The 20,320-nt window shown below is 38.2% G+C and carries 14 protein-coding genes and 2 pseudogenes; all 16 read right to left on the minus strand.

The features are described 5' to 3' along the window. Nucleotides 1–81: 81 nt before the first annotated feature. Complete coding sequence (pepC, locus tag ADH81_RS03990; protein WP_000991668.1) at nucleotides 82–1,416, minus strand: aminopeptidase C; 1,335 nt, start codon at nucleotides 1,414–1,416, stop codon at nucleotides 82–84. A gap of 110 nt (nucleotides 1,417–1,526) precedes the next feature. Further along, a complete protein-coding gene (locus ADH81_RS04000; RefSeq protein ID WP_001234881.1) occupies nucleotides 1,527–2,249 on the minus strand; it encodes a pseudouridine synthase in 723 nt (240 codons plus the stop codon). 242 nt (nucleotides 2,250–2,491) lie between these two features. Next, nucleotides 2,492–2,716 (minus strand): accessory Sec system protein Asp5, encoded by a 225-nt coding sequence (asp5, locus tag ADH81_RS04005; protein WP_000571541.1) that lies wholly within the window; start codon nucleotides 2,714–2,716, stop codon nucleotides 2,492–2,494. A gap of 4 nt (nucleotides 2,717–2,720) precedes the next feature. Next, nucleotides 2,721–2,900, minus strand: a complete 180-nt coding sequence (gene asp4 / locus ADH81_RS04010) for an accessory Sec system protein Asp4 (RefSeq protein WP_000161926.1) — start codon at nucleotides 2,898–2,900, stop codon at nucleotides 2,721–2,723. Then, entirely contained in the window at nucleotides 2,893–4,239 is a 1,347-nt protein-coding gene (gtfB, locus tag ADH81_RS04015) for an accessory Sec system glycosylation chaperone GtfB (RefSeq protein WP_000615323.1), read from the minus strand. Before gtfB ends, asp4 begins: the two co-directional genes overlap by 8 nt. Continuing rightward, nucleotides 4,223–5,743 carry an accessory Sec system glycosyltransferase GtfA gene (gene gtfA / locus ADH81_RS04020; RefSeq protein ID WP_049526641.1) on the minus strand — a complete coding sequence of 507 codons (1,521 nt, stop codon included), beginning with the start codon at nucleotides 5,741–5,743 and terminating at the stop codon, nucleotides 4,223–4,225. The genes gtfB and gtfA overlap by 17 nt, the downstream gene beginning before the upstream one ends. Nucleotides 5,744–5,755: 12 nt before the next feature. Next, nucleotides 5,756–8,134, minus strand: a complete 2,379-nt coding sequence (gene secA2 / locus ADH81_RS04025; RefSeq protein ID WP_049526642.1) for an accessory Sec system translocase SecA2 — start codon at nucleotides 8,132–8,134, stop codon at nucleotides 5,756–5,758. Beyond that, nucleotides 8,118–8,603 carry an accessory Sec system protein Asp3 gene (gene asp3 / locus ADH81_RS04030; RefSeq protein ID WP_049526643.1) on the minus strand — a complete coding sequence of 162 codons (486 nt, stop codon included), beginning with the start codon at nucleotides 8,601–8,603 and terminating at the stop codon, nucleotides 8,118–8,120. Before asp3 ends, secA2 begins: the two co-directional genes overlap by 17 nt. Continuing rightward, a complete protein-coding gene (asp2, locus tag ADH81_RS04035) occupies nucleotides 8,603–10,135 on the minus strand; it encodes an accessory Sec system protein Asp2 (protein ID WP_049526645.1) in 1,533 nt (510 codons plus the stop codon). The genes asp3 and asp2 overlap by 1 nt, the downstream gene beginning before the upstream one ends. After that, nucleotides 10,125–11,699, minus strand: coding sequence for an accessory Sec system protein Asp1 (asp1, locus tag ADH81_RS04040; RefSeq protein ID WP_049526646.1), 1,575 nt, complete (start codon nucleotides 11,697–11,699; stop codon nucleotides 10,125–10,127). The genes asp2 and asp1 overlap by 11 nt, the downstream gene beginning before the upstream one ends. 15 nt (nucleotides 11,700–11,714) lie before the next feature. Then, a complete protein-coding gene (secY2, locus tag ADH81_RS04045; protein ID WP_080979271.1) occupies nucleotides 11,715–12,944 on the minus strand; it encodes an accessory Sec system protein translocase subunit SecY2 in 1,230 nt (409 codons plus the stop codon). Between the two features lie 128 nt (nucleotides 12,945–13,072). Next, nucleotides 13,073–14,080: pseudogene (locus ADH81_RS04050) on the minus strand (sugar transferase). An 8-nt stretch (nucleotides 14,081–14,088) separates the two neighbouring features. Continuing rightward, nucleotides 14,089–17,331 carry an SP_1767 family glycosyltransferase gene (locus ADH81_RS04055; protein ID WP_049526648.1) on the minus strand — a complete coding sequence of 1,081 codons (3,243 nt, stop codon included), beginning with the start codon at nucleotides 17,329–17,331 and terminating at the stop codon, nucleotides 14,089–14,091. A 3-nt stretch (nucleotides 17,332–17,334) separates the two neighbouring features. Then, entirely contained in the window at nucleotides 17,335–18,213 is an 879-nt protein-coding gene (locus ADH81_RS04060) for a DapH/DapD/GlmU-related protein (RefSeq protein ID WP_049526649.1), read from the minus strand. Further along, nucleotides 18,203–19,036 (minus strand): annotated as a pseudogene (locus tag ADH81_RS04065) (glycosyltransferase); the annotation flags it as partial. The gene ADH81_RS04060 and the pseudogene ADH81_RS04065, both read right to left, overlap by 11 nt. Before the next feature lie 422 nt (nucleotides 19,037–19,458). Further along, a partial coding sequence (locus ADH81_RS10470) for an LPXTG cell wall anchor domain-containing protein (RefSeq protein WP_152904380.1) occupies nucleotides 19,459–20,320 on the minus strand: 862 nt, incomplete at its 5' end.

Below are 20,320 nucleotides of genomic sequence, written 5' to 3' on the forward strand. Positions count from 1 at the left end.
TTTTTGTATACACTAAAATAGGGTTGGTGGAAAATTTCCATCAACCCTAAAAATTATAGAACCGTTCTTTTTATATCTCATTTATTCTGCCAAGGCACCCATTGGATCCCATGGTGCAAGGACGATTGGTTCTGCTTCATAAGCAGCTCGTTCTTCTGCTGTTAGTAATTCTTTACGAACAACGATTTGGTAAGTGTATTCGTCCATCCAAGCATCTGAGGCAACAAAGTAACCATCTGCACCGACCTTGTCTCCCCATGAGTTTTCAACTTTCCACTTGATTGATTTGCCATTTTCATCCAAATCAACACCTGTCAAGACCATTGCGTGAGTCATCAAGCTTTCGCTGTAGTCCAAACGTCCTGCTTTGTCCTGAGTGAGTTGAATATCCATGCTTGATTCAAAGTCATAGACATCTGTCGCAAGGATTCCGGCTTTACGGTTGCTGAGTTGGCCGACATCTGAACCAAACCAAACAGTTTCTCCTGTTTGCATTTGGGCAATGGCCAATTCTTTCAAGCGTTCCATCGGTACGTTAATGTAACGAACTGCACGGCTACCAACCACATTTCCCAACATCTCAACTGTGTAAGATTTACCGTAAGGTTTATCAGCAGTTGGAGCATTGATCACAGAAACGTAGTCTTCTAATGGAAGGTCAACATATTTCTTGTAAAACTCTTGTGGCGTGATGCCTTTTTCGCTTTGGTAGTTGTTGTCCTTATCACGATAAGCAAAGTCAAATTGACGTGGCGGAAGTCCTAGTGACATGGCAAGGAAGTTAAAGATCTCCTGCAAGAGGTCTTCTTTCTTAGCTTGAACAGTCGCTTGGTCTGCGCCAGAAGCCAAGAGGTCACGCAAGATTTGAGCGTCTTGACGAAGCAATTTGTTAAGGATTGCATTGAGCTCACGACTATTGCTAGATGAAACAGATTCTGGATAAACAGACTTAGGTACGACACCGTATTTCTCAAAGAGAGAAACTACCATATCCCATTGTCCGCCATCTTGTTGTGGAGTTTGGAGTAGGAAGCTAACCTTGCGGCTGGTCAATTCTTGGTCAGCAGTCGCAATCACTTGCTCCAAGAACCAGTTTGATTTTTCATACTTGTCCCAGAAGAAGGTGTGGGCTTGTGACAATTCAAAGTTTTCAAGTTTGTATTGAGAAATGAGTTTGTGGCGGAAAGTATTAAGGGCCGCAAACATCCAGCAACGACCAGATGCTTTCTGGTTAGTGACCTTGTCCTTAGTCAAGTCAAGTGAGAAAACAGGTGTGTTGTCGACATGGCTTTGACGACGCTCAAGGGCTGCAAAGATTCCATTGTGGCTAGCAGCATTTTCGATAGCTTGGTATTTGACATTTGCTTCATAATTGGCAAATAATTTATCTGTAAATGATTCTTGAATCGCGTTCATAAAATCCTCCTTTTATTCTACAGTCTATTATAACTCTTTTCACAAAGGAAGCAACCAAAAACTGAAAAAGGCAAGGATATTTTCCTCACCTTTTTCAAAGATTACACAGTTTACCCAACACTTTCGAGCAAGTTTTCTAATTCCTCTGTGGTCAAGCGACGCCATTCCCCACGTTTCAGATTTTCATCCAAGGTCAAAGTTCCCATGGTCAGACGTTGCAAATCAACCACTTCCTTGCCACAGTATGCTACCATCCGTTTCACTTGGTGAAATTTTCCTTCTGCGATGGTCACGCGAACCAGACTTTGGTTTTTTTCTCTATCAAGAGATACAAGCTCCAGCTTGGCAGGCTGACAGGTAAAGTCTTTTAGCGGAATCCCTTGTGCAAATGTCTCAATGTCTTCATCCGTCATGGTTCCATCGACCTGCGCCAGATAGGTTTTATCCACATGGCGTTTAGGAGAAAGAAGAGCATGAGCCAACTGGCCATCATTGGTCAAGAGTAAGAGTCCATGCGTATCAATGTCCAAACGTCCCACTGGGAAAACTTCCTTTGATCGAGCTAAATCATCCAACAAATCCAAGACTGTCTTATGTTTAGAATCTTCAGTTGCTGAAATAACACCCTGGGGCTTGTTCATCATATAGTAAACAAACTCCTCGTACTCTAGCTTTTGCCCGTCAAAACAAATCTCGTCTGTCTCTTCATTGATTTGTAGCTTGGCAGATTTTTCCTTTTTACCATTGACCATCACACGCCCAGTCTTTAGAAAGTTTTTAACTTCCGTCCGACTTCCTACAGCGCAGGCAACTAAAAATTTATCTAATCTCATAGCACTATTATACCATGAAAAAGCATAGACTTAGAACCAAAAATAAGCCGCCTGATTGGGCGACTTTATTTTATAGGGAGATTATTATGAAAAATTTTTAGGAGTTAAAGTTAAGTTCTTCTTAACTTATGCTTATAGTATAAGCTAGATTCCTAAAAGTTTTCTTAAAATTTTCTCCTCAAACTTAAATTTCTTTAAATCTTCACTGTTAAAATCAAACGTTCTAGCAATACAGATAACGATTAGTTAAAAGTTAAAACCATAAAGAGGAGCAACAACACAAATAGTGATAAGCTAACAAACAAGGTTAAGACTTTAACAAGCGTATTGCTTTGCCAATAGCTGGGCTTTCCGATATTGCTGGTAGCATCCATAGAAAAAATTTGAGTTTGTCTGGGTTGAATGGTCACAAGAATGATTAAGGAAAAAGCTAAAATAATGGTTAAAATCATCAATAATTCAATCATTTTATTACCTCAAAAGTCCTATTAAAGTAAACAGTAAACCAATCAAAATGATGAGTCCAATCAAAAAAGAAAATGTCTTACTAATTTTTTCACCACGTGTAGATTTTTCTTTTTTGATGGGTTGTTGTTTCATCTCTTCCATGCGACCTTCAACGTCCTGATAGAATAGATCTTTTTTAGTCATGGCTTTCTCCTAAAATGGTTTCCATCCGCTCCTGATACATAATTGGATCCACATAATTGGCATGGTACCCTTGGTCTCCAAGAGCTCGACCCATCTCTTTGACATGAGAAAGGGCTAACTCAATGGTATGAATCATGTCATCAACTGCTTCCTTAGCGAAAATATGATTTGGAGCTGTATAGCGGCGATTATGGGCTGTTTCCTCAAAAGCTAGGACCAGTTGATTGTGTTCAAAAGCCTGACGAACAGCTTGAAGCAGTTCATTCCCATAGTTGATATCCAGGTAGATATCTGATAACTGATAAAGCTCCTGAATCTTTTGGGGACTGGCATTCTGATAGAGCACAACATTTGGATAGCGGAGCATATCCAACAACTTAGATGACATCTCTGTCACTGCTGCGATTCGGAAAGTAACCCTTGGTAAACTCTCCACCAGTTTTTCGATTTGCTCTAGTTGATCCGAATTGGTCACTATCAAGGCATCAGGACGAACAAAATTATCGCGCTTAAAGTGATAATGATAGCCTAGATGACTAAACTTATGATGGAATTTTTCATCCGTCAATTGCAAAGCACGTTCATAAGTCGCATAATCTGGAATGATAATGGTCTTAGCTCGAAGCTGATCATTCTCCAAGATCAGTTGCATATTTCCTGGTATATCATTATGCAATGGTTCTTGCCAAACCAGGATATCCTTACCTGATTTTTCTGGAAAATGGAAAGAAGTCAAAAACGAAGTAGATAGGGTATTAAAGAGAAGGTGGTCCAGATTCACATTCAAACCTTGCAAAAAGTCTATGATAAAGGCCACTCGACCAGAAAAATGGCGCAAACCTTGCCCTTCCAAGGTCAAGAGAATATCACCTGTGACATGGTTTTCCAAAATAACTTCTTTTTGATCTACGTCCCGATAAGAAGTCATGATAGCTTGACCAGATCCATCAAAGGTGGTCTTAGCAAAGCAAGCTCCAAAACGATTGTAGTGATCTACTTGAAAGATGCGGCCTGCTGGTGTCTTCCATTCGACTTTTTTCACCAAACGAGCCTGTAAGCCATCTGCAAAATGAATCACTGCTCGTTCTTGATTAAGGTCATTGATGGTTCCAAATTGATTATTCCCAGCAATCTCCCAAAAATCTGGGACGGGAACTTGGTTAAAGTACAAGGGTTTACCACTGTCATAACCCAAATAATAGGTGAAGGGTGAGACAACTCCATCTGGTAAAAATCCATCTGGTTCAATAACCACAGTCAAATCAGACAGTCCTGCCGCAGTCAGACTATAATGCAAATCTTGACTTTCTTGATTGTATACATCAAATAACTGAATCATCCACTACCTCCTTGATTGTTTTTCCCCATTTGTTCAAAATCTCTTGAGTCAAGAATTTCTCAGCAATCTGGTAGGATTTTTCTCTCATACTTTCCAAACGATTTTCCAAATACAGTTGGCAGATTTTTTCTGCATAAGCTTTCTTGATTTCATCTTCGACATGGTCAGATGAGCTTGGAATCAAATAACCATTTTCGCCATCTTCGATAAAGGTTTGATTTCCATAAGGAACATCAAAACCAATCAATGGCAAGCCTGAACCAATTGCTTCCATGAGTGTCAAACCAAATCCTTCACTTGTAGAAGCAGTTAGATAAACTTCATACTGTGAATAGATTTGGGAAAGTTCGGCATGGCCCTTGAGTTTAATATACTCTTCTGCCTGACCTGCAGCGATAATCTCATGAAGACGTCCTTCTTCGCCACCACTACCGTAGATATCAAAGGTTAATTCTGGCAATTCCTTATGAGCCTCTATCACAGCCTTGACAAGCCAATCAATGTGTTTTTCCTTGGCTAGACGTGAAGCTGTAATAAGAGAAAATGGCTTACGATTCTCTTGTGGTTTTGTTAATTGGTCAACACTTCCAACTGGAATGGTCACAATCTTAGGAGCGTGCGAGGTATAGTGAGCAAACTGTTGCTCTAGAACTTCCTTTTGACGATCCGTTGAAACGATAAAGAGATCGACCTTATCTGCATTGGTAAACTGGTAGTCATAATAGTTGTTCCAAAGGATATAATCATCATTGGTCGCATTTTCACTATAGTGCTCAGCGTGAACGACAACAGCAAGGTGAGCAGCACGCGCTTCTTCAAAGACCACCTGCCCAATTCCTGTCTCACGATCCAAAATCACTAGATCTGATTTACTTAACTGAAGTGTCTGCATGAAATAACGGATCAAGGCCGGCTTACCGTATAAGATTCGATCCTTGAAACGGTAGACTTCCTCGGTCCCTTGATTCATGAACATCTCATAAGCTGGAGTCCCATCTTCATTGTAGAAGGTTCTTTGGTAGAGTGTCGCTACATTATCTTTAGGAGCAAAATACTCTGTGCAGTAGCGTGTGTATGAGAAGTAATCCTTGCGGATCAATTTGCCAGCATACACATACTCCACATGTTGGACAAAATCTTTTTCCTCATCTACCAAATAACAAGTGATAAACTTGTCTTCATCTGAGAAGAAGATTCGTTCAATTCTCCCATTTCTTTCACGACGGCTTTCTACACCTTCAAAATAAGCCAGAACATCATCTACCGTCACACTGGTCGGTGCAATCTTGATGTCTGTGAAATGAGTGTAGAGCCAGATGACCTGATCATCATCAAAACCGATATTTGCGGTTAAATGCTGGATATTATCACCCAAAATCATGTCTGTAAAGATAAACTTCGACGACAGATTCAGGCTGCGAAAAATACCCGCACGGTAAGCTTGGGCATATTCAACACCACTGCTGGCCCAACCAATTCCTAAATTTATATTGTAAATTGTCATATTGTCCTCTTTTTATGGAAAATAAGTCATAATTTCCCCTTCAGGCGAAATGTCTACTCGACTCAATAGAAGATTTCGAACCATATCCTTCTTGACCTGCTTTTTCATTTCTTCAAAGCCATTGTAAGCTTCTTGATAATACTCGACGATAGGATTCTTTTGAGCAGCTGATTGACCACCAATCGCTATACTCAATTGTTGAAGGTAGTCTACCTGCTCTACCCAGTTATCATCTATTGCTTTTAGCAATGCTAAACGCTGAAAATGAGAAAAGAGATCAAGTGTTTCTAGAAGTGTTCGTTTCTCTTGTAGACTCTTTTGAACTGTTGTCTCCAGAACTAGCTTGATCGCATCCTTATCCGTCATATCTAACTCTCGCGGAACTGCATGATAAAGAAAACTGATGTTTTTAACGATAAAATGATACAGTTCTTCTCTACTTTCAAAGGGTTCTTCTGACAAGCTTTTTCTTACGAACTCATCTAGCATATCTACAACAAAACCATCAAGATCCTCGGTTCCATCAATCAAGCGATTTCTTTGACTATAGACCATTTCTCTTTGGATATTCATACTCTCAGCATACTCTAAGGTTTGCCTTCTTGATGATCTAGCAGCGCTATCGCTTGCCTTCTGCGCTTTTTCTACTAATTTTCGATAGCGTCTTCCTTCTAAAAGTTCAGGACTTATCTGTTTATTTACTGTATAGTCCTTATACATTTTATGGACCCAAGAAGGTCCATACTTCTTGATCACATCATCTTCCAGTGAGACAAAAAATTTCGACAAGCCAGGGTCTCCCTGTCGGCCAGAACGTCCTCTAATCTGTAAGTCAATACGTTTACTCTCCATCCGTTCTGTACCAATGACAACTAGCCCCCCCAGTTCAGCAACTCCTGGACCAAGTTTAATATCAGTCCCACGACCAGCCATAGAAGTCGCAACTGTTACAGCTCCCCTACGACCTGACTCTGCAATCATCTGAGCTTCACGCGCTGCATTATGGGCATTTATAACATTGTGAGCAATCCCTTCTCGCAATAATAGGGAGGAATAAAGTTCCGACATTTCTACTGACCCAACAAAAACCAATAGTGGGTTGCCCTTTGCATGATAATATTTAATCTCAGCAAGTGATGCATACACTTTTTCAGGTAGGGTAACATAGAGATTATCTGGATAATCAATTCGCTGATTCGGACGATTTGTAGGAATTCGAATGACTGACATCCCATAAGTTTCTAAAAACTCTTTCTCTGCAACCTTTCCTGTCCCAGTCATCCCAGAGATTTTTTTAAACTTCTTAAATAAGCTCTGATAGGTAATTGAGGCCATCGCCCGTGTTTCTTCAGATAAGGGAACATGCTCTTTTGCCTCAATGGCTTGGTGTAAACCACCCTGTAATTTGGTCATTTCTAATAAACGACCTGTACTTTGATCTACCAATACGAGTTCTTCCTCTTTCTCACCCTTACGGATGATATAGTCTTTATCCCTTTTAAATAAGGTATGAGCTCGTAAAGCAAAGGTCAGGTGTCTTGCTAGTACGCCATGTTCTTCGGAATAGAGGTTATCAATACCTAAAAAACTCTCCGCAGTTTGAGCGCCCTTAGTAGTGAGCCAGACTTCTTTTTTCTCTTCTTTAAAGATATAGTCTTGGCCCTCAACTAGAGTTGTCATCAAGGTGTCAATAATTCCATAAAAATTGGATTGAACCCTAGGAGAACCTGAAATGACCAAGGGAGTTTGAGCACTATCCAGCAAGACTGAATCTACCTCATCTACGATAACAAAGTTAAATTCTGGCATGTACTTTTTATCTTCACTAGAGGCTAGATTATCAATCAAGTAGTCAAAACCAAGACCACTATTGGTAGTATAAACAATATCCGCACTATAAATTTCCCGCTTATCTTCAGGCGTTAACTCTTCATCATCGTCTTCAGAAAAGGGAATGCGAATGGTCAAACCTAAGAACTCATAGACTTGTCCCATCTCATCTGCATCACGCTTGGCAAGATAGTCGTTAGTCGTCACCAGCATAACACCTTGCCCTGATAAGGCATTGAGATAGACTGGCATCGTAGCGGTCAGAGTTTTCCCCTCGCCCGTATTCATCTCCGCAACATTCCCTTGGTGGATAACAATTCCCCCCATGACCTGTACATCGTAGGGAAACATTCCTAAGATTCGTTTATCAGCCTCTCTGACAACTGCAAAAGCTTCTACCAGAAGATCATCTAAACTTTCTCCAGCAGCCAATCTCTCTTTAAATTCTTGGGTTTTTCCTGCTAATTCAGCATCTGTTAGCGAAGCCATCTCATCTTTTTTTAGATTGATTTGATGCAAGATTTTTTTCACCTTGCTCAACTGTCTATTCTTGTTCCACATCTTGTTCAGAATCGTCCTCTTCTATTGAAAATGAATGAAAGTCAACTGCTTGAAATCCTGCACTCAACAGCTGTACTCTGTAATGATAGGCTTCTTCTGGATAAGTAAAGGTAAAATCAAAGTCTTTTTCAATCACTTGACCAACCTGCTTATCATAACGATCCATAAAGATGAGCCTAAAGTATAAACCATTTTGAGGTTGAACAGTCATCTGACTAGACAAACGGTAACGATAGCCCCTTTTTAAAAGAGGTAAGGTTGGGGTTAAGCGATTTCCTTGAAAGTTAAAACTTGATGTCCACTCATGAATCATAGTACCAGAATTCACCATATCATTTTCCAGATAAACATGGTCTCTTGAATGATAGAGTACAATAGAACCAAACAAAAATGTATTTTGCCTACTATCCCCTGAACTTCCTCCTTTAAACTCTCCCCAGTATATTTCTTTATGCCGTTTGAACATCATTAAAACTTTCTCCCAAAATCCTGCTCTAAAATCATCTTATAAAAATTCTTGAACCACGCAGTACTGGTATTACTATCGTCGTTGTGGCGACCCGAGGTGCCCTTGACCATGATACGAGCACCCGTATGATAAAGGGCCTCTACTAAGTCATCATAAGCACGTGGATCATAGTCTTCCTCTTTCATATAAGAGAGTCCAAAGATTGTTTGACTAAAATCGGCCTCTTTAAAAGGAGTCCAAAAACGGTCATCTAAGGCTCTCATAGCATCTAAACTAGACTCCCCCTTAGAATGATGACGTAAAATATCAAAGGCGGTTGGGAAAAGCCCCGGGGCCTCAAGTCTGCCTCTCTCTGCTATCAAGCCAAGATTGGTCAAGGGTTTTGAAACAATCACAGCTTTAGGTTCAAAGAAAGAGCTGTAATACATAGCACCATAGGTTCCCATGGACATGCCCGAAAGGATTAGTTCCTTATTTGAGAATCCTAACAAATCTAAATGTTCTTGAATGACATTTCGAACACCATTTTCGATACTCTCATCACCCAAGTAAAAAGCTCCTCCATCTATCCGAGGATCTTGAAAAAGAAGGAAAGGTGTCCCAAAGGATCTCATCATTCCAAATCCCTCAAATCCTTCCGCTCGACGATAACCAGAGAAATAGACATTCAAAGGAGGCTTAAAATCTCCTGGATAGAAAAAGTAATTAATCTCCTCACGCTTGTCATTATGGATAATCCCCCCACCAAGAACATACTTACCAAATTGGTAACGCGTTAAACGCTGATGAAGAGCTCCTATTTTCAGTTGTCCTTCCCCTCTAGCTTCTAAAGAAACACTGATAAATGAAGAAAAATCATCATCCAGTACCACGGCAGACTGCATATCTTCAACAGTGAAAACTCGCTCTTTGACAAAATTAGCAGTAGATCCATCTTGAATATTTCGAACAACGAGACGAATATCACAAGTCCAATCTTTCTCATATTCAAGCCAGAGTTCAACCGGGTTGAATTCACTAGCTCGGATATTATATTTCCAACTAATTAAAGGGCGAAAGTCTTGACCATACTTTCCTAGGAGTTCTAGATTTTCATAACCGTTATATCGAACCTTTCCCGTAAAAGCAGGATTGACAATCATATCAATTGGAACCAACTTATCCCCATACTGTCCTCTAAACAAGGCCTTAGATAGGAGTCGTAACAGTTCTGCTGGATTTGAAAAGTCTGCTGTTTGAGCACAGGTTTTTTTCAAAAAGTCTTGAACATCTTTTGATTGAGGCTCAGCTGTATCAGGGTAGAAAATCGTATAAGGAGTGATCTTTCTTATCAACGGAATCAAATCCGATAAATGCTCAGGATTTTCAACCAAAACAGCTGAAAAAGTTCTTAAGCCTTCCATTTTCATGACCTTCTTTATGGCAGTCGTTGATCTTGGCCAAAAGAAGTGCCAATCCATATTTTCAGGAAGCTCATAGTCATGGCTCCAGTTTCTGCTACCTATCTGCAAAATCTGTAATTTATTGCTCACTTTTTGCCTCCTTTAACCATTTTTCCCACTTATCTACAAATTGATCACCTGTATTTTGTCGAATCTTATCAATTGAGTAAATTAAGGCTTGATTCCAATGTTCCAAGGTATCTAAAAAGTAGTGCCCTGCTTTACTAAACTCTGATAAATCTGATAGAATATAACCATTTTGTAAGTGAGATACATATTCTGATTCTTGTAGATTGATTTGAGGAATTCCTGCACTAATCCCTGCAATCTGTGTATAAATATTAGCGACTGGATTCAAATCAACAATTAAACGAGTATATTCTAACTCACGAATTAAGCCCATCTCATCATTGAGATTGATAATCTTAAAGCGATAATCATCTCTGGTATTTTCCTCTAATGTATTTTCCGCCTCAGATACCACGGAATCCTTTAACAGATCCCTTGGGTTAAGACGTTCCATAATCAGCGAATCAAGTTGCTTCTCCAGAGCTTCTATTTGATAACCTTCTGCATTGAATACAGAAAAAACAACCTCAGTCAAAGGATTTTTCGAGACAAAATGTAAGACTTCATACAAAACTTTTGGATCTTGTTGCACCTGTATATCTAATTGGACATAAATTTTTGATTCCTTTAATCGCTGACTAACGCCCAGCTTCAAGCGCGTATCAAAAGATGGTAGATGGTACATTTTAGAAGTAAATTGGGGATAGGCCTCTTGTAATCGCTCAAGAAAATCTTTCCGATCACTAATCAACAATCTAGACTGTTCTACTACCTGACGATGAGCCTGCAAATCATCTGCTTGATTTCTTTCAATAAAGAAACTTATAATTTTGGGAGCTTCTTCTGGCAACCTTTCTAGCAATTGGTCTTGAAACTTGGTATTAGCTGCCAAAACAAATGAATCTCCAACCTCATAGTCTTGATTTAAAAATTTTGTTAAGAATTCCCAGATAACCTCATCTATACTTTCATAAGTTAATTTTCCAAAACGGTAGCTTACTGCTGGATTTATCTTTACAATTGGCTCTTTTCCCTGCAAATTTTCCCTCAGTTGCCACTGTCCTTTTGCATTGTAATAATAACGAGTAACTGGTTTTTGATCCTCATAGTCTAAAAGGCTAGATAAAAAGCCACGATCATCAAAATAGCAAATGAAATCAACTTGGTTATCCTTAAAGTAAGTGATATAGCTGATAAAACCTTCTGAACCATATTCAATTTCAGCATAGAGTGCCCCCTTTTGCTTGACTACAATTAAGAAAGGAGTATAGATAAAGTCACAGTCTTCATCCCATGTCAAGTCTTTTAATTGTAAAGGGTGCATCTCCTCAGCTTCAATATTTTGAATGGCATCAAAAACGGAGAAAATATTCGACTCCAATAAATCTTGTCTGTGTAACAAGTAGCGTAGATGAGGATGATAAGTCAACCATAGCATCTTAGATTCTAATTCTTGACGTTTAAAGATACGAATTTGGTGTAAGATATCATCAAATTCTAAGCGATAAGGAGTCCTATACCAAGGCACAATATTAGCTTGCCATGATGGATTGTTGCGCTCCAAAAAAGGAATGAAATAATACATATATTCTCCTCACAATTATGAATCGATTTCTAAGAGTGGTCGATAGTTCTCGTTTAATGTCAAAGCATTAATCTCTTCTTGGATATTAAACACCATTCCGTTAAAAATCAAGAACAGGCCTGGAAGCATCGTTAGTTGCATATAGCGTGGATCATATAAGACAATCAACATTGGCAAGCCAGCCATAAGAACTGTATAGGTAGAACCAATAATTGCAAAACGGAATACAAGTTTTCCAATATAACGACTAGTATCTTCTCCTGGATAGATATTATAAATATATTCTCCAGATTTTTTCATTCTATCAGCAATTTCCTCACTATTCATATTTACAAAGGCAAAAGTAATTCCTAAAAGAAACAAAACAATAATATAAGTGAAAACCCAAATTGGTTGTCCTATTGCAAAGCGACTTATCCAAACTCTGATCCACGTTTCTTCTGGAAGTACCATCTGAAGCAGCATGAAGCTATATTGTGGAATAGAAACCAAGGACATGGCATACATAAAGGGCATTCCTCCAGCTGGATTCAGCAAAATATCCAAATAAGAATAACGTTTAAAACGATTGTGAATCATAATCTTATTAACAGGAATTCGATAACGAGCTCGCTGAACTCTGACTACAATTGCCAAAAAGACAACGGAAAGTATTAGAAGAGCCATAATCAATATGGGGCTAATCTGTAATTCCTTGATACTATTCAGGATGTTTTGTGGCATGCTAATAACCATGCTGGACATTAAGATAACTATAGATCCCCCGACACCAAACAGAGAATTCAAATCCGATAACCATACTAAGAAAAAGGTTCCCGCAATCAAGAACAAAACATTCATAGTCAAGGCTAGTCCATAATTCACCCCCGACTGAATAGGAAGATTTAGAGTAATGGCTAATGCTTGGATTAAAGCAATAACAAACGTTAAAATCATTTTCCCACGATCTTGAATTTCAATTGGTAAATTTTGAAAACCTAGTTTCTTAGACATACTAAACATTTGCCATAAAATCATAGCAGACATCCAGGGAGATAGTCCAACTGAAAATAAAGAAAGACTCCGAAGGTTGCCACCTGTTATAGCAGTAGAAAAGGCTAAGAAAGCTGTAGTTCCACCCAAAAAATTCGTGTCGTTTACGTTTACGAAGGGAAGGGTCAATCTACTTCCTAAAACATAAATAAATAAGAAAGAAATCGTCCACATAACCCGTTTAACGACGACTGATGTCAATTTTATCTTCAAATTTTGCTCCTACCTTATTCGAGTGATGAGATATTTTGATGAACATAGCTAAATTTATAAATTAATCTTTTGCCAATAATGGCATTCCCTCATCCTAATGGATGAGGGCGATCCATAACTATCCTATTCTATGCATCCAAAACCTGCATCACTGCATCAATTAATAGTTTTTTTGTAAAGTAGCCTTCTTTTAAGGCATAACTAACTTTATATACATTTTCAACCATCTATTGATAAACTTCTGTTGTCGTTTCCTCTACAAGACGACTGGCTTCTTCCAAACTATCCACTACATAACCTAAGCCTTTTTCCTTTATAAAATTGGCATTGGAGAGATAGGATGGCACCACTACTGGAATTCCTGCTGCAAGATAAGTGCTGACTTTATGAGAGATATTCAATCGATAGTAGTCTGCCTCATCAGCTGGATTTTCGCTAGTACCCCATACTAAGCCAAAACCACCCTCTGACAAAGCAAAAAGCAACTCTGGGTCTGTTTTCCAACCTTTAAAGGAAACTCTTGGATTACGATTCTCTTGATTAGTCTCTGAAAAAATATCGAGAGGGGTTGAATAAGCCCAGTTGGCTAGGTGTTCAAAACGATTCACACTACCCGCAAAAGATAGTTTTTTCTGAAAAACAGGTTGTCTCAAAGGATAGTTGTGAACATGGTCCCACATGCCTTGAATAATAATCTTTTGAACTGTCAATCCTTCCTGAATGAGCCGTTCCTTCATTTGTTCTGATGGAACAACTACTAGATCTGATTGGTTGTACATCTCGATGTATTCAGGCATCAAGTAATAGTTAGATGGAAACATAAGGGGTGGAACATCATGGATAAAGGTTATGATTTTCGTGTTTAAAATCTTACATTTTCTAATAAAGGCCTGATCATACTCTCTACCATTCCACGTAGGAGATTGATAAACGACAATATCACCGTAACCCACTCGAGCCATGACACCATCTAAACGGCTATTCAACTCACCTTGACTGTCACTATAAATATCGTAAAAGTAAAAGCCAAGCTCGTGAAAGTCTAACTTTCTTGCAATTTTAACGGTTTCATTCTGGGCGATCAAAGCTGTACTCTGACCAGACATACCGTAAATATTTGTAATATTTATCTTCATAATCCTATTTAAATCCTTACGACAACTTGCTTATTATAAATTTCATCCTCAACCAGCTGAATTTCTTGATCAAAATTATGCTCTGCGGTATGCTTGTGTGAGAATTTTACTTTTGAAGTTGCTCCCATCTTAAACCACTCATATTCAGAATCAATATGACCTAAATCAATCGCTTGTATACCTTTTTTGCTTAAGTGATACGCTAAAACCTTGGCTGTAGGTCCAAGCATCAAGAATACTAATTTACCAGTCGCATGCTTTTCAATCGCTTCTTGAATAGCCTCAACTTTACTGTAGGCATTTCTAGAAGGGCAGATAATACGCTCAACTGACTGAGCATTGTCAAAAAGATCGTTGCCAACTCCTGAACGTGAGTTTTCACCTTCGACGATCAAGATATCTCGTTTATCCCAAAGTTTCTTTAATTTTTCAAAGTGGGCTACCGAAGCAGACTTATCTTTGAGGTCCATATACGGGCGAGATATAAAAGTAGAACCATAGAAACTTGCTGTACAAAATCTATGATAGGCTTCTTTATAATGCTCTAAATGCTTTTGCCAAAAGTTAACAGCTTCAGGATTATAGCGTTCCAAACCTTCAAAAACATCAGAAAGACAAACCAGCAATTCTGGAGAGCTTTCTAGTTGGATCATACTTCTAAGCTGTTCTGCCAATGTCTCATCATAGTCCTGATAAGGAATACCATGTCCCATCATAATATCCATTTCTCCATCCCCATAGCGAATAACAGAAGAATGGTGTTCTAGTACATAATCAAGACTCTGCTGGATATCCAGTACCTTTGGGTAGGCTTGAAGCTTTTTTACAGGTAGCTCTCCATTTTGGCAATAGTTTTCAATAGCTAGAACCATCTCCTCAGGATGTTCTTGGTCATAAAGAAACTGACCTTGTTCACCATGGGCTACACTTTCAAAAGCAAATACTGGTTTTCCAGCTTGTCGAAAACTCCCAATGATCCCATCAACTTCGATATCTGCATTGATATCCAGTAAGATATCACATCGTTCAACCAAACTATCAATCAAAGCTGGTTGTCCGGCAATATCCGCTAAGACAGAGACATTTGGGTAAGCCAGTAAAGCTGTAATACTATCAGCCACCATAACGGGAGCCGCCACATAAAACTTGACATCTGGTAGATGTTCAATCAAGTAGCCCATATTTCTCAAGTCGCTTGAGAAGGTATAGACTAGAGCCGAATGTTGAACCCCTGTATATTGACTCACCTGATCTTTTGTCAGACAAGGCGTCATCTGACTCATATCCGACCACTCTTGAGCGTTATAATACCACCAAACATCTCGATAGATGGAGCGTTCATACAATCCCCATGGTTTTCTCTCTGTCAAATAATGAATAATCGGTGGATAAGTCCCAGGTTCTGGTCGATAATCTGAAAAATGTGTGTGCAAGGTAATACAGTTATATTTAAAGTCCAAAGCTAACCAACGGTCTTTAAATAAGATATTCAAGATACTTTGATCATCTTGAGCAACCTTGTCATGCAACTCATTAGTCATTTCAATCAGTTTTTTACGAACTTCTTCTTGCTTCCAAAGGCGATTATTGATAAGTAAGACACCTGCGTTGAAGCTATGCTCATTAAAATATACTTGAGCCCCCAGATCCTTGACTGCTGCCAAAGGGTAGTCTCCTAATTCAACATCAAATAGATGACTTAAGTCTCTTGTAACAACCAAGTCACAGTCCAGATATAAGACCTTATCTTCCTCAACAAAATCCGAAATAAAATAACGTAAAAATGTTGCATAGTGAATGTTGGTCTTATATTGGCTGATATGAGAACTATTGACACGGGCATTGACGATTTCACAGTCTAGCTTCTTTAATTTACGATTGAGATTATAGAACCATTCTGTCGGAAAATCGCTGTTAATCAGATAAAAACGTAGCCCTCGATTATGACAGCAGATTGATTTGATTGTCGTTAATACCTTATCTGCGTATTGGTAGTTGGCTCCTAGTACAATTGCCTTCATGTCCATTTTTTCTTTCTTTAACTCTTTAATTGCTTCTATCATTAACTGTGGAGATTGAGAGGAAACGACTATTTGTTCCAATTGATTTTTGTTGGTCGTATCAAAGGTCAGTACTGGTCTACCTGCACTGGTATAGCGACTGACGATAACGTCCATTGGACTCCCTTTATGAATATCCAGATAGGCGTCTGTCTTCTCAATCATTTCATCAATCACTGCCCCAACCATGCTGGGATATAAGTAAACATTAGGATATTTGTCCAAAGCCATTAAAATGGAACCCATATCTGTATAAGCTCCAATATGGAATCCAACATCAGGTAGAGCTTGGGCTAGTTCTTCAATATACAGAAAATCCTGCGAATCTGTAAATGTAAATAGATTGACATTGTGAAGGTCATAAACTCTCTTGATGGCAAAACGTCCAGCATAATGGTCAGCAATCTGTTCATAACTAACATCCCGAAATGCCCACCATAAATCCCGATAACGATAGCCCATCAGAGTGGACCATGGTTTTCGATAGGTCGTATAATGGATGACCAAAGGTTCTTTATCCAATTCAAAATGTGAATCCCAATGGCTATAGAATGCAATGACATCATGACCAACTTGAAGATTAAAATGCTTATCCAACTCTAGCCAATGATTTTCAAACATCAAATTTAATATAGTCTGATCACCATTAAATCTATCATTGGTTGCAAAATCAGGTGAAGATACGTAATCAATTGTCTTATTTATTAATTTAGTAGTGATATCATATTGTCTCCATTTAGAATTATCAATCAATAACATTCCTGCGTTGAAACCAACACCATCTACATCTCGAACAGCAGCAAGATACTTATCACCCAAATCAATATTAAAGAGTAAATCAAGACTACCATTAATAATCAAATCACTATCCAGATAGAGTACTCTCTCCTCTTCAATATAATGAGGAATGAAATAGCGAGCATACGTAATCGCTGAAATATGTTCCTGGGTTTTCCACTCAGAATCAATCTCTTCATCTATACGAATGTCTTCTACAACACTTCCCAATTTCTCCACTTGTATCTTGAGATCATTGAACCAGTCACTAGGAATATTTTGATGGAGAATATAAATTTTAACATTTTGATTATAATATAGAATAGATTTTATTGTTGTAAGTATCGGGATAAGGTAATTCTTATCTCCTGCAAGAACAACTGCCCTTCTTGCTTCCAAAATATCAAGCCCCATTATCTAATCTCCATTTTCATCATTCACTAGTTGATGACGAATGCTATTAATCATACTCTCTTTATCCTCTAAACTAAAAACTCGAACGTTTTTATCTCTTCTATGGACAACTGTTTCAAAAGAAAATACCGGTTTTCCTATCTCTAAAGCACGACCTACAATATTATCAACCTCTCCCCAATGATTGATATCTAAGTAAATATCCGCTCTATTTAATAAATCTTCTAGAATATCATCATAATGCACATTAGTATAAATATTCACATTCTCGTAATGATTAAAGCTTTCTAGATAGTCTGAGACATTTGTTTTAGCAGCTATATGAAATGCAACTTCAGGAAGTTCTTGTACAAGATAGTCTAAATGTTCTAAAGTATCTGATGCTGTTAAAGTAAAGGCGTGAAACTGATGCTGTTGTCTAGGAGTGATTTTTAAATCCTCTTGTGCAGTGACAACAGAATTAGCCGGGATATCTTTATAAATTAAAGCATTTGCCCCAATGATAACATTATCTCCAATGGTAACACCTTTTAAAATAACAACGTTAGTTCCAATCCAACAATTTTTCCCTATAGTTATCTTATCAGCTTTAAACTGAATTTTTTCAATATGGTAATTAGAGTATTTATGGTTGTGATCAAAAATTCTCACACCATCACCAAACATCGTATCCTTACCAATTTCAATCTCTTTGCCACAACGAATCGTACAATGATCGTTAAAGAAAACTCTATTTCCTAGTATCAGCTTAGCATTATTAGACACTTCTAGACTTACAAATGAGCGAAATGTAACATCTGTTCCTAGTTCAATGCTACTAGTAGGAGAAATCTCTATATGATGAAAATCTCCTAATAACTTTACAGAATCTTTAAAATCCATGTTTATCTTCCACTTCTCTTATTTTATTAATCATTTCTTGAACTTGTTCTACTTTATAGATTATCTGTCCAACTTCACAATATTTTGTATTTTCAAAGGCAAGAATAGGCTTCCCTAATTTTGCAAACTGCTCCAGTATTTCTACATTTTTTTCGCCGTGATTAACATCTAAAAGAATTTGACTTATCTCAATTAATTCTTGCTCAAGCTCTGATAAATCATTAAATTCAGACAAAATAGTCACATTGGGATTAACTATCCTCTTAGTCAATTGATCACTAACTTTGACGCTGGCTACAATTATAAATTGAATTTCCGGTAAAGCTTGAACTAGGGAATCTAATTTCTCAATACGATCCGAAAAAGTATAAATTAAACAAGTAACAGGTAGTTTTTGAGGATAGATATGAGCCTTTTTAAGCGTATGTAAATAGTAATTTTGGCCTAATTCTGTCCACTCAAGATTATGATAATACCACCAAACATTGCGATAAGCTTGAATCCCCAAATTATCCCACGGTTTTCTATTCGAAGGATAATGAATAATTCCAGGATAGTCTTGAGATTTTGGTAGTTTATAATCTGTAAACTGCTTATGACTCACAATATAATTATTATCAAAATCTAACTCTAGCCACTTATTTTCAAAAAGCTTATTCAGCATAAGTTGATCAACCATGTCCACCTTATCATGCAGATCATCAGTTAAATTAATTAATCGTTGATTCATACTTTCTTGCTTCCAAACACGATTGTTGATTAGCAATACACCTGTATTAAACATTTCTTGATCATAGTACACTTTTCGGCCATAATCTCTAACTAATTGAAACAGATTTCTAACATCAACCCTTTATTTCACGATTAGCATTCTATATCATGTATTGATTAAAAACATCATTCCTATTGTTTTAGAGCAATCAATTTTTGATAAACTAATTCTCCTATAGTTCTTCATTTGATAGAAAAATCAAACACCTCTAAATAATACATACATTTTTAGATACAAAAATCTACTATATAGTATATCATTTTTATGCACTTTCATAAAGTGATATAACTGTCACAACCTTATTTTTTCTAGCTCTAGACAATAAATATTGAATTTCAATCGATTTACTAATCAACAAAACTCCGATTAGTTCAACATTCTCCACCAATAGCTGAAAACCTCCAAGGATTTTATAATCCTTGGAGGTTTTCTCATAGCTGATTTAGTCTTTCATTAACGTTGCAAAACAAGACTTACTCTTCATCATCACGCTTACGACGTTTAGCCGCTAAACCTAATCCTGTTAGACCTGCTGCTACTCCAAGAAGAGTATTTGTAGCTGAAGCTGTTGTTCCTGTATTTGGAAGTTGCTTATGTGTCTTAGTGGTATCAGTTTGAGAAGCTTGACTAGTTGAAGTAGAATGAGTCGCTGATGTTGAAGCACTTACACTTGTTGATGCTGACTCAGATGCTGATGTGCTTGCGCTTGTTGACGCTGACTCAGACGCTGAGGTTGATGCGCTTGTGCTTGCTGATTCAGATGCTGAGATGCTTGCACTTGTTGACGCTGACTCAGACGCTGATGTTGATGCACTTGTGCTTGCTGATAATGACAGTGATTGTGATACTGATGTACTAATTGAATCAGATGTAATAATACTATCAATATCTAAGCTATCAAGTGACAAGCTTTCTGGCATTCCCTTACTTGTAATAACAGATGTGCTTGCGCTTGTGCTTGCTGATTCAGATGCTGATGTCGATGCACTTGTTGATGCTGATTCAGATGCTGAGGTGCTTGCACTTGTTGACGCTGACTCAGATGCTGATGTGCTTGCTGATTCAGATGCTGATGTAGATGCACTTGTTGACGCTGACTCAGATGCTGATGTGCTTGCACTTGTTGATGCTGATTCAGATGCTGAGGTCGATGCACTTGTTGACGCTGATTCAGATGCTGAGGTCGATGCGCTTGTTGACGCTGACTCAGATGCCGATGTCGATGCACTTGTTGATGCTGATTCAGATGCTGAGGTCGATGCGCTTGTTGATGCTGATTCAGATGCTGAGGTCGATGCACTTGTTGACGCTGACTCAGACGCTGAGGTCGATGCA

This window comes from Streptococcus pseudopneumoniae, assembly GCF_001072925.1.
Lineage (GTDB): Bacteria > Bacillota > Bacilli > Lactobacillales > Streptococcaceae > Streptococcus > Streptococcus pseudopneumoniae_Q.

Excerpts from the sequence above, each read along its gene's own strand:
- gtfA (WP_049526641.1), bottom strand. The coding sequence starts at position 5,743 with ATGACAATTTACAATATAAATTTAGGAATTGGTTGGGCCAGCAGTGGT.
- asp5 (WP_000571541.1), bottom strand. The coding sequence starts at position 2,716 with ATGATTGAATTATTGATGATTTTAACCATTATTTTAGCTTTTTCCTTA.
- ADH81_RS04000 (WP_001234881.1), bottom strand. The coding sequence starts at position 2,249 with ATGAGATTAGATAAATTTTTAGTTGCCTGCGCTGTAGGAAGTCGGACG.
- ADH81_RS04055 (WP_049526648.1), bottom strand. The coding sequence starts at position 17,331 with ATGGGGCTTGATATTTTGGAAGCAAGAAGGGCAGTTGTTCTTGCAGGA.
- asp3 (WP_049526643.1), bottom strand. The coding sequence starts at position 8,603 with ATGATGTTCAAACGGCATAAAGAAATATACTGGGGAGAGTTTAAAGGA.
- asp1 (WP_049526646.1), bottom strand. The coding sequence starts at position 11,699 with ATGTATTATTTCATTCCTTTTTTGGAGCGCAACAATCCATCATGGCAA.
- secA2 (WP_049526642.1), bottom strand. The coding sequence starts at position 8,134 with ATGTGGAACAAGAATAGACAGTTGAGCAAGGTGAAAAAAATCTTGCAT.
- asp4 (WP_000161926.1), bottom strand. The coding sequence starts at position 2,900 with ATGACTAAAAAAGATCTATTCTATCAGGACGTTGAAGGTCGCATGGAA.
- gtfB (WP_000615323.1), bottom strand. The coding sequence starts at position 4,239 with ATGATTCAGTTATTTGATGTATACAATCAAGAAAGTCAAGATTTGCAT.
- ADH81_RS04060 (WP_049526649.1), bottom strand. The coding sequence starts at position 18,213 with ATGGATTTTAAAGATTCTGTAAAGTTATTAGGAGATTTTCATCATATA.
- pepC (WP_000991668.1), bottom strand. The coding sequence starts at position 1,416 with ATGAACGCGATTCAAGAATCATTTACAGATAAATTATTTGCCAATTAT.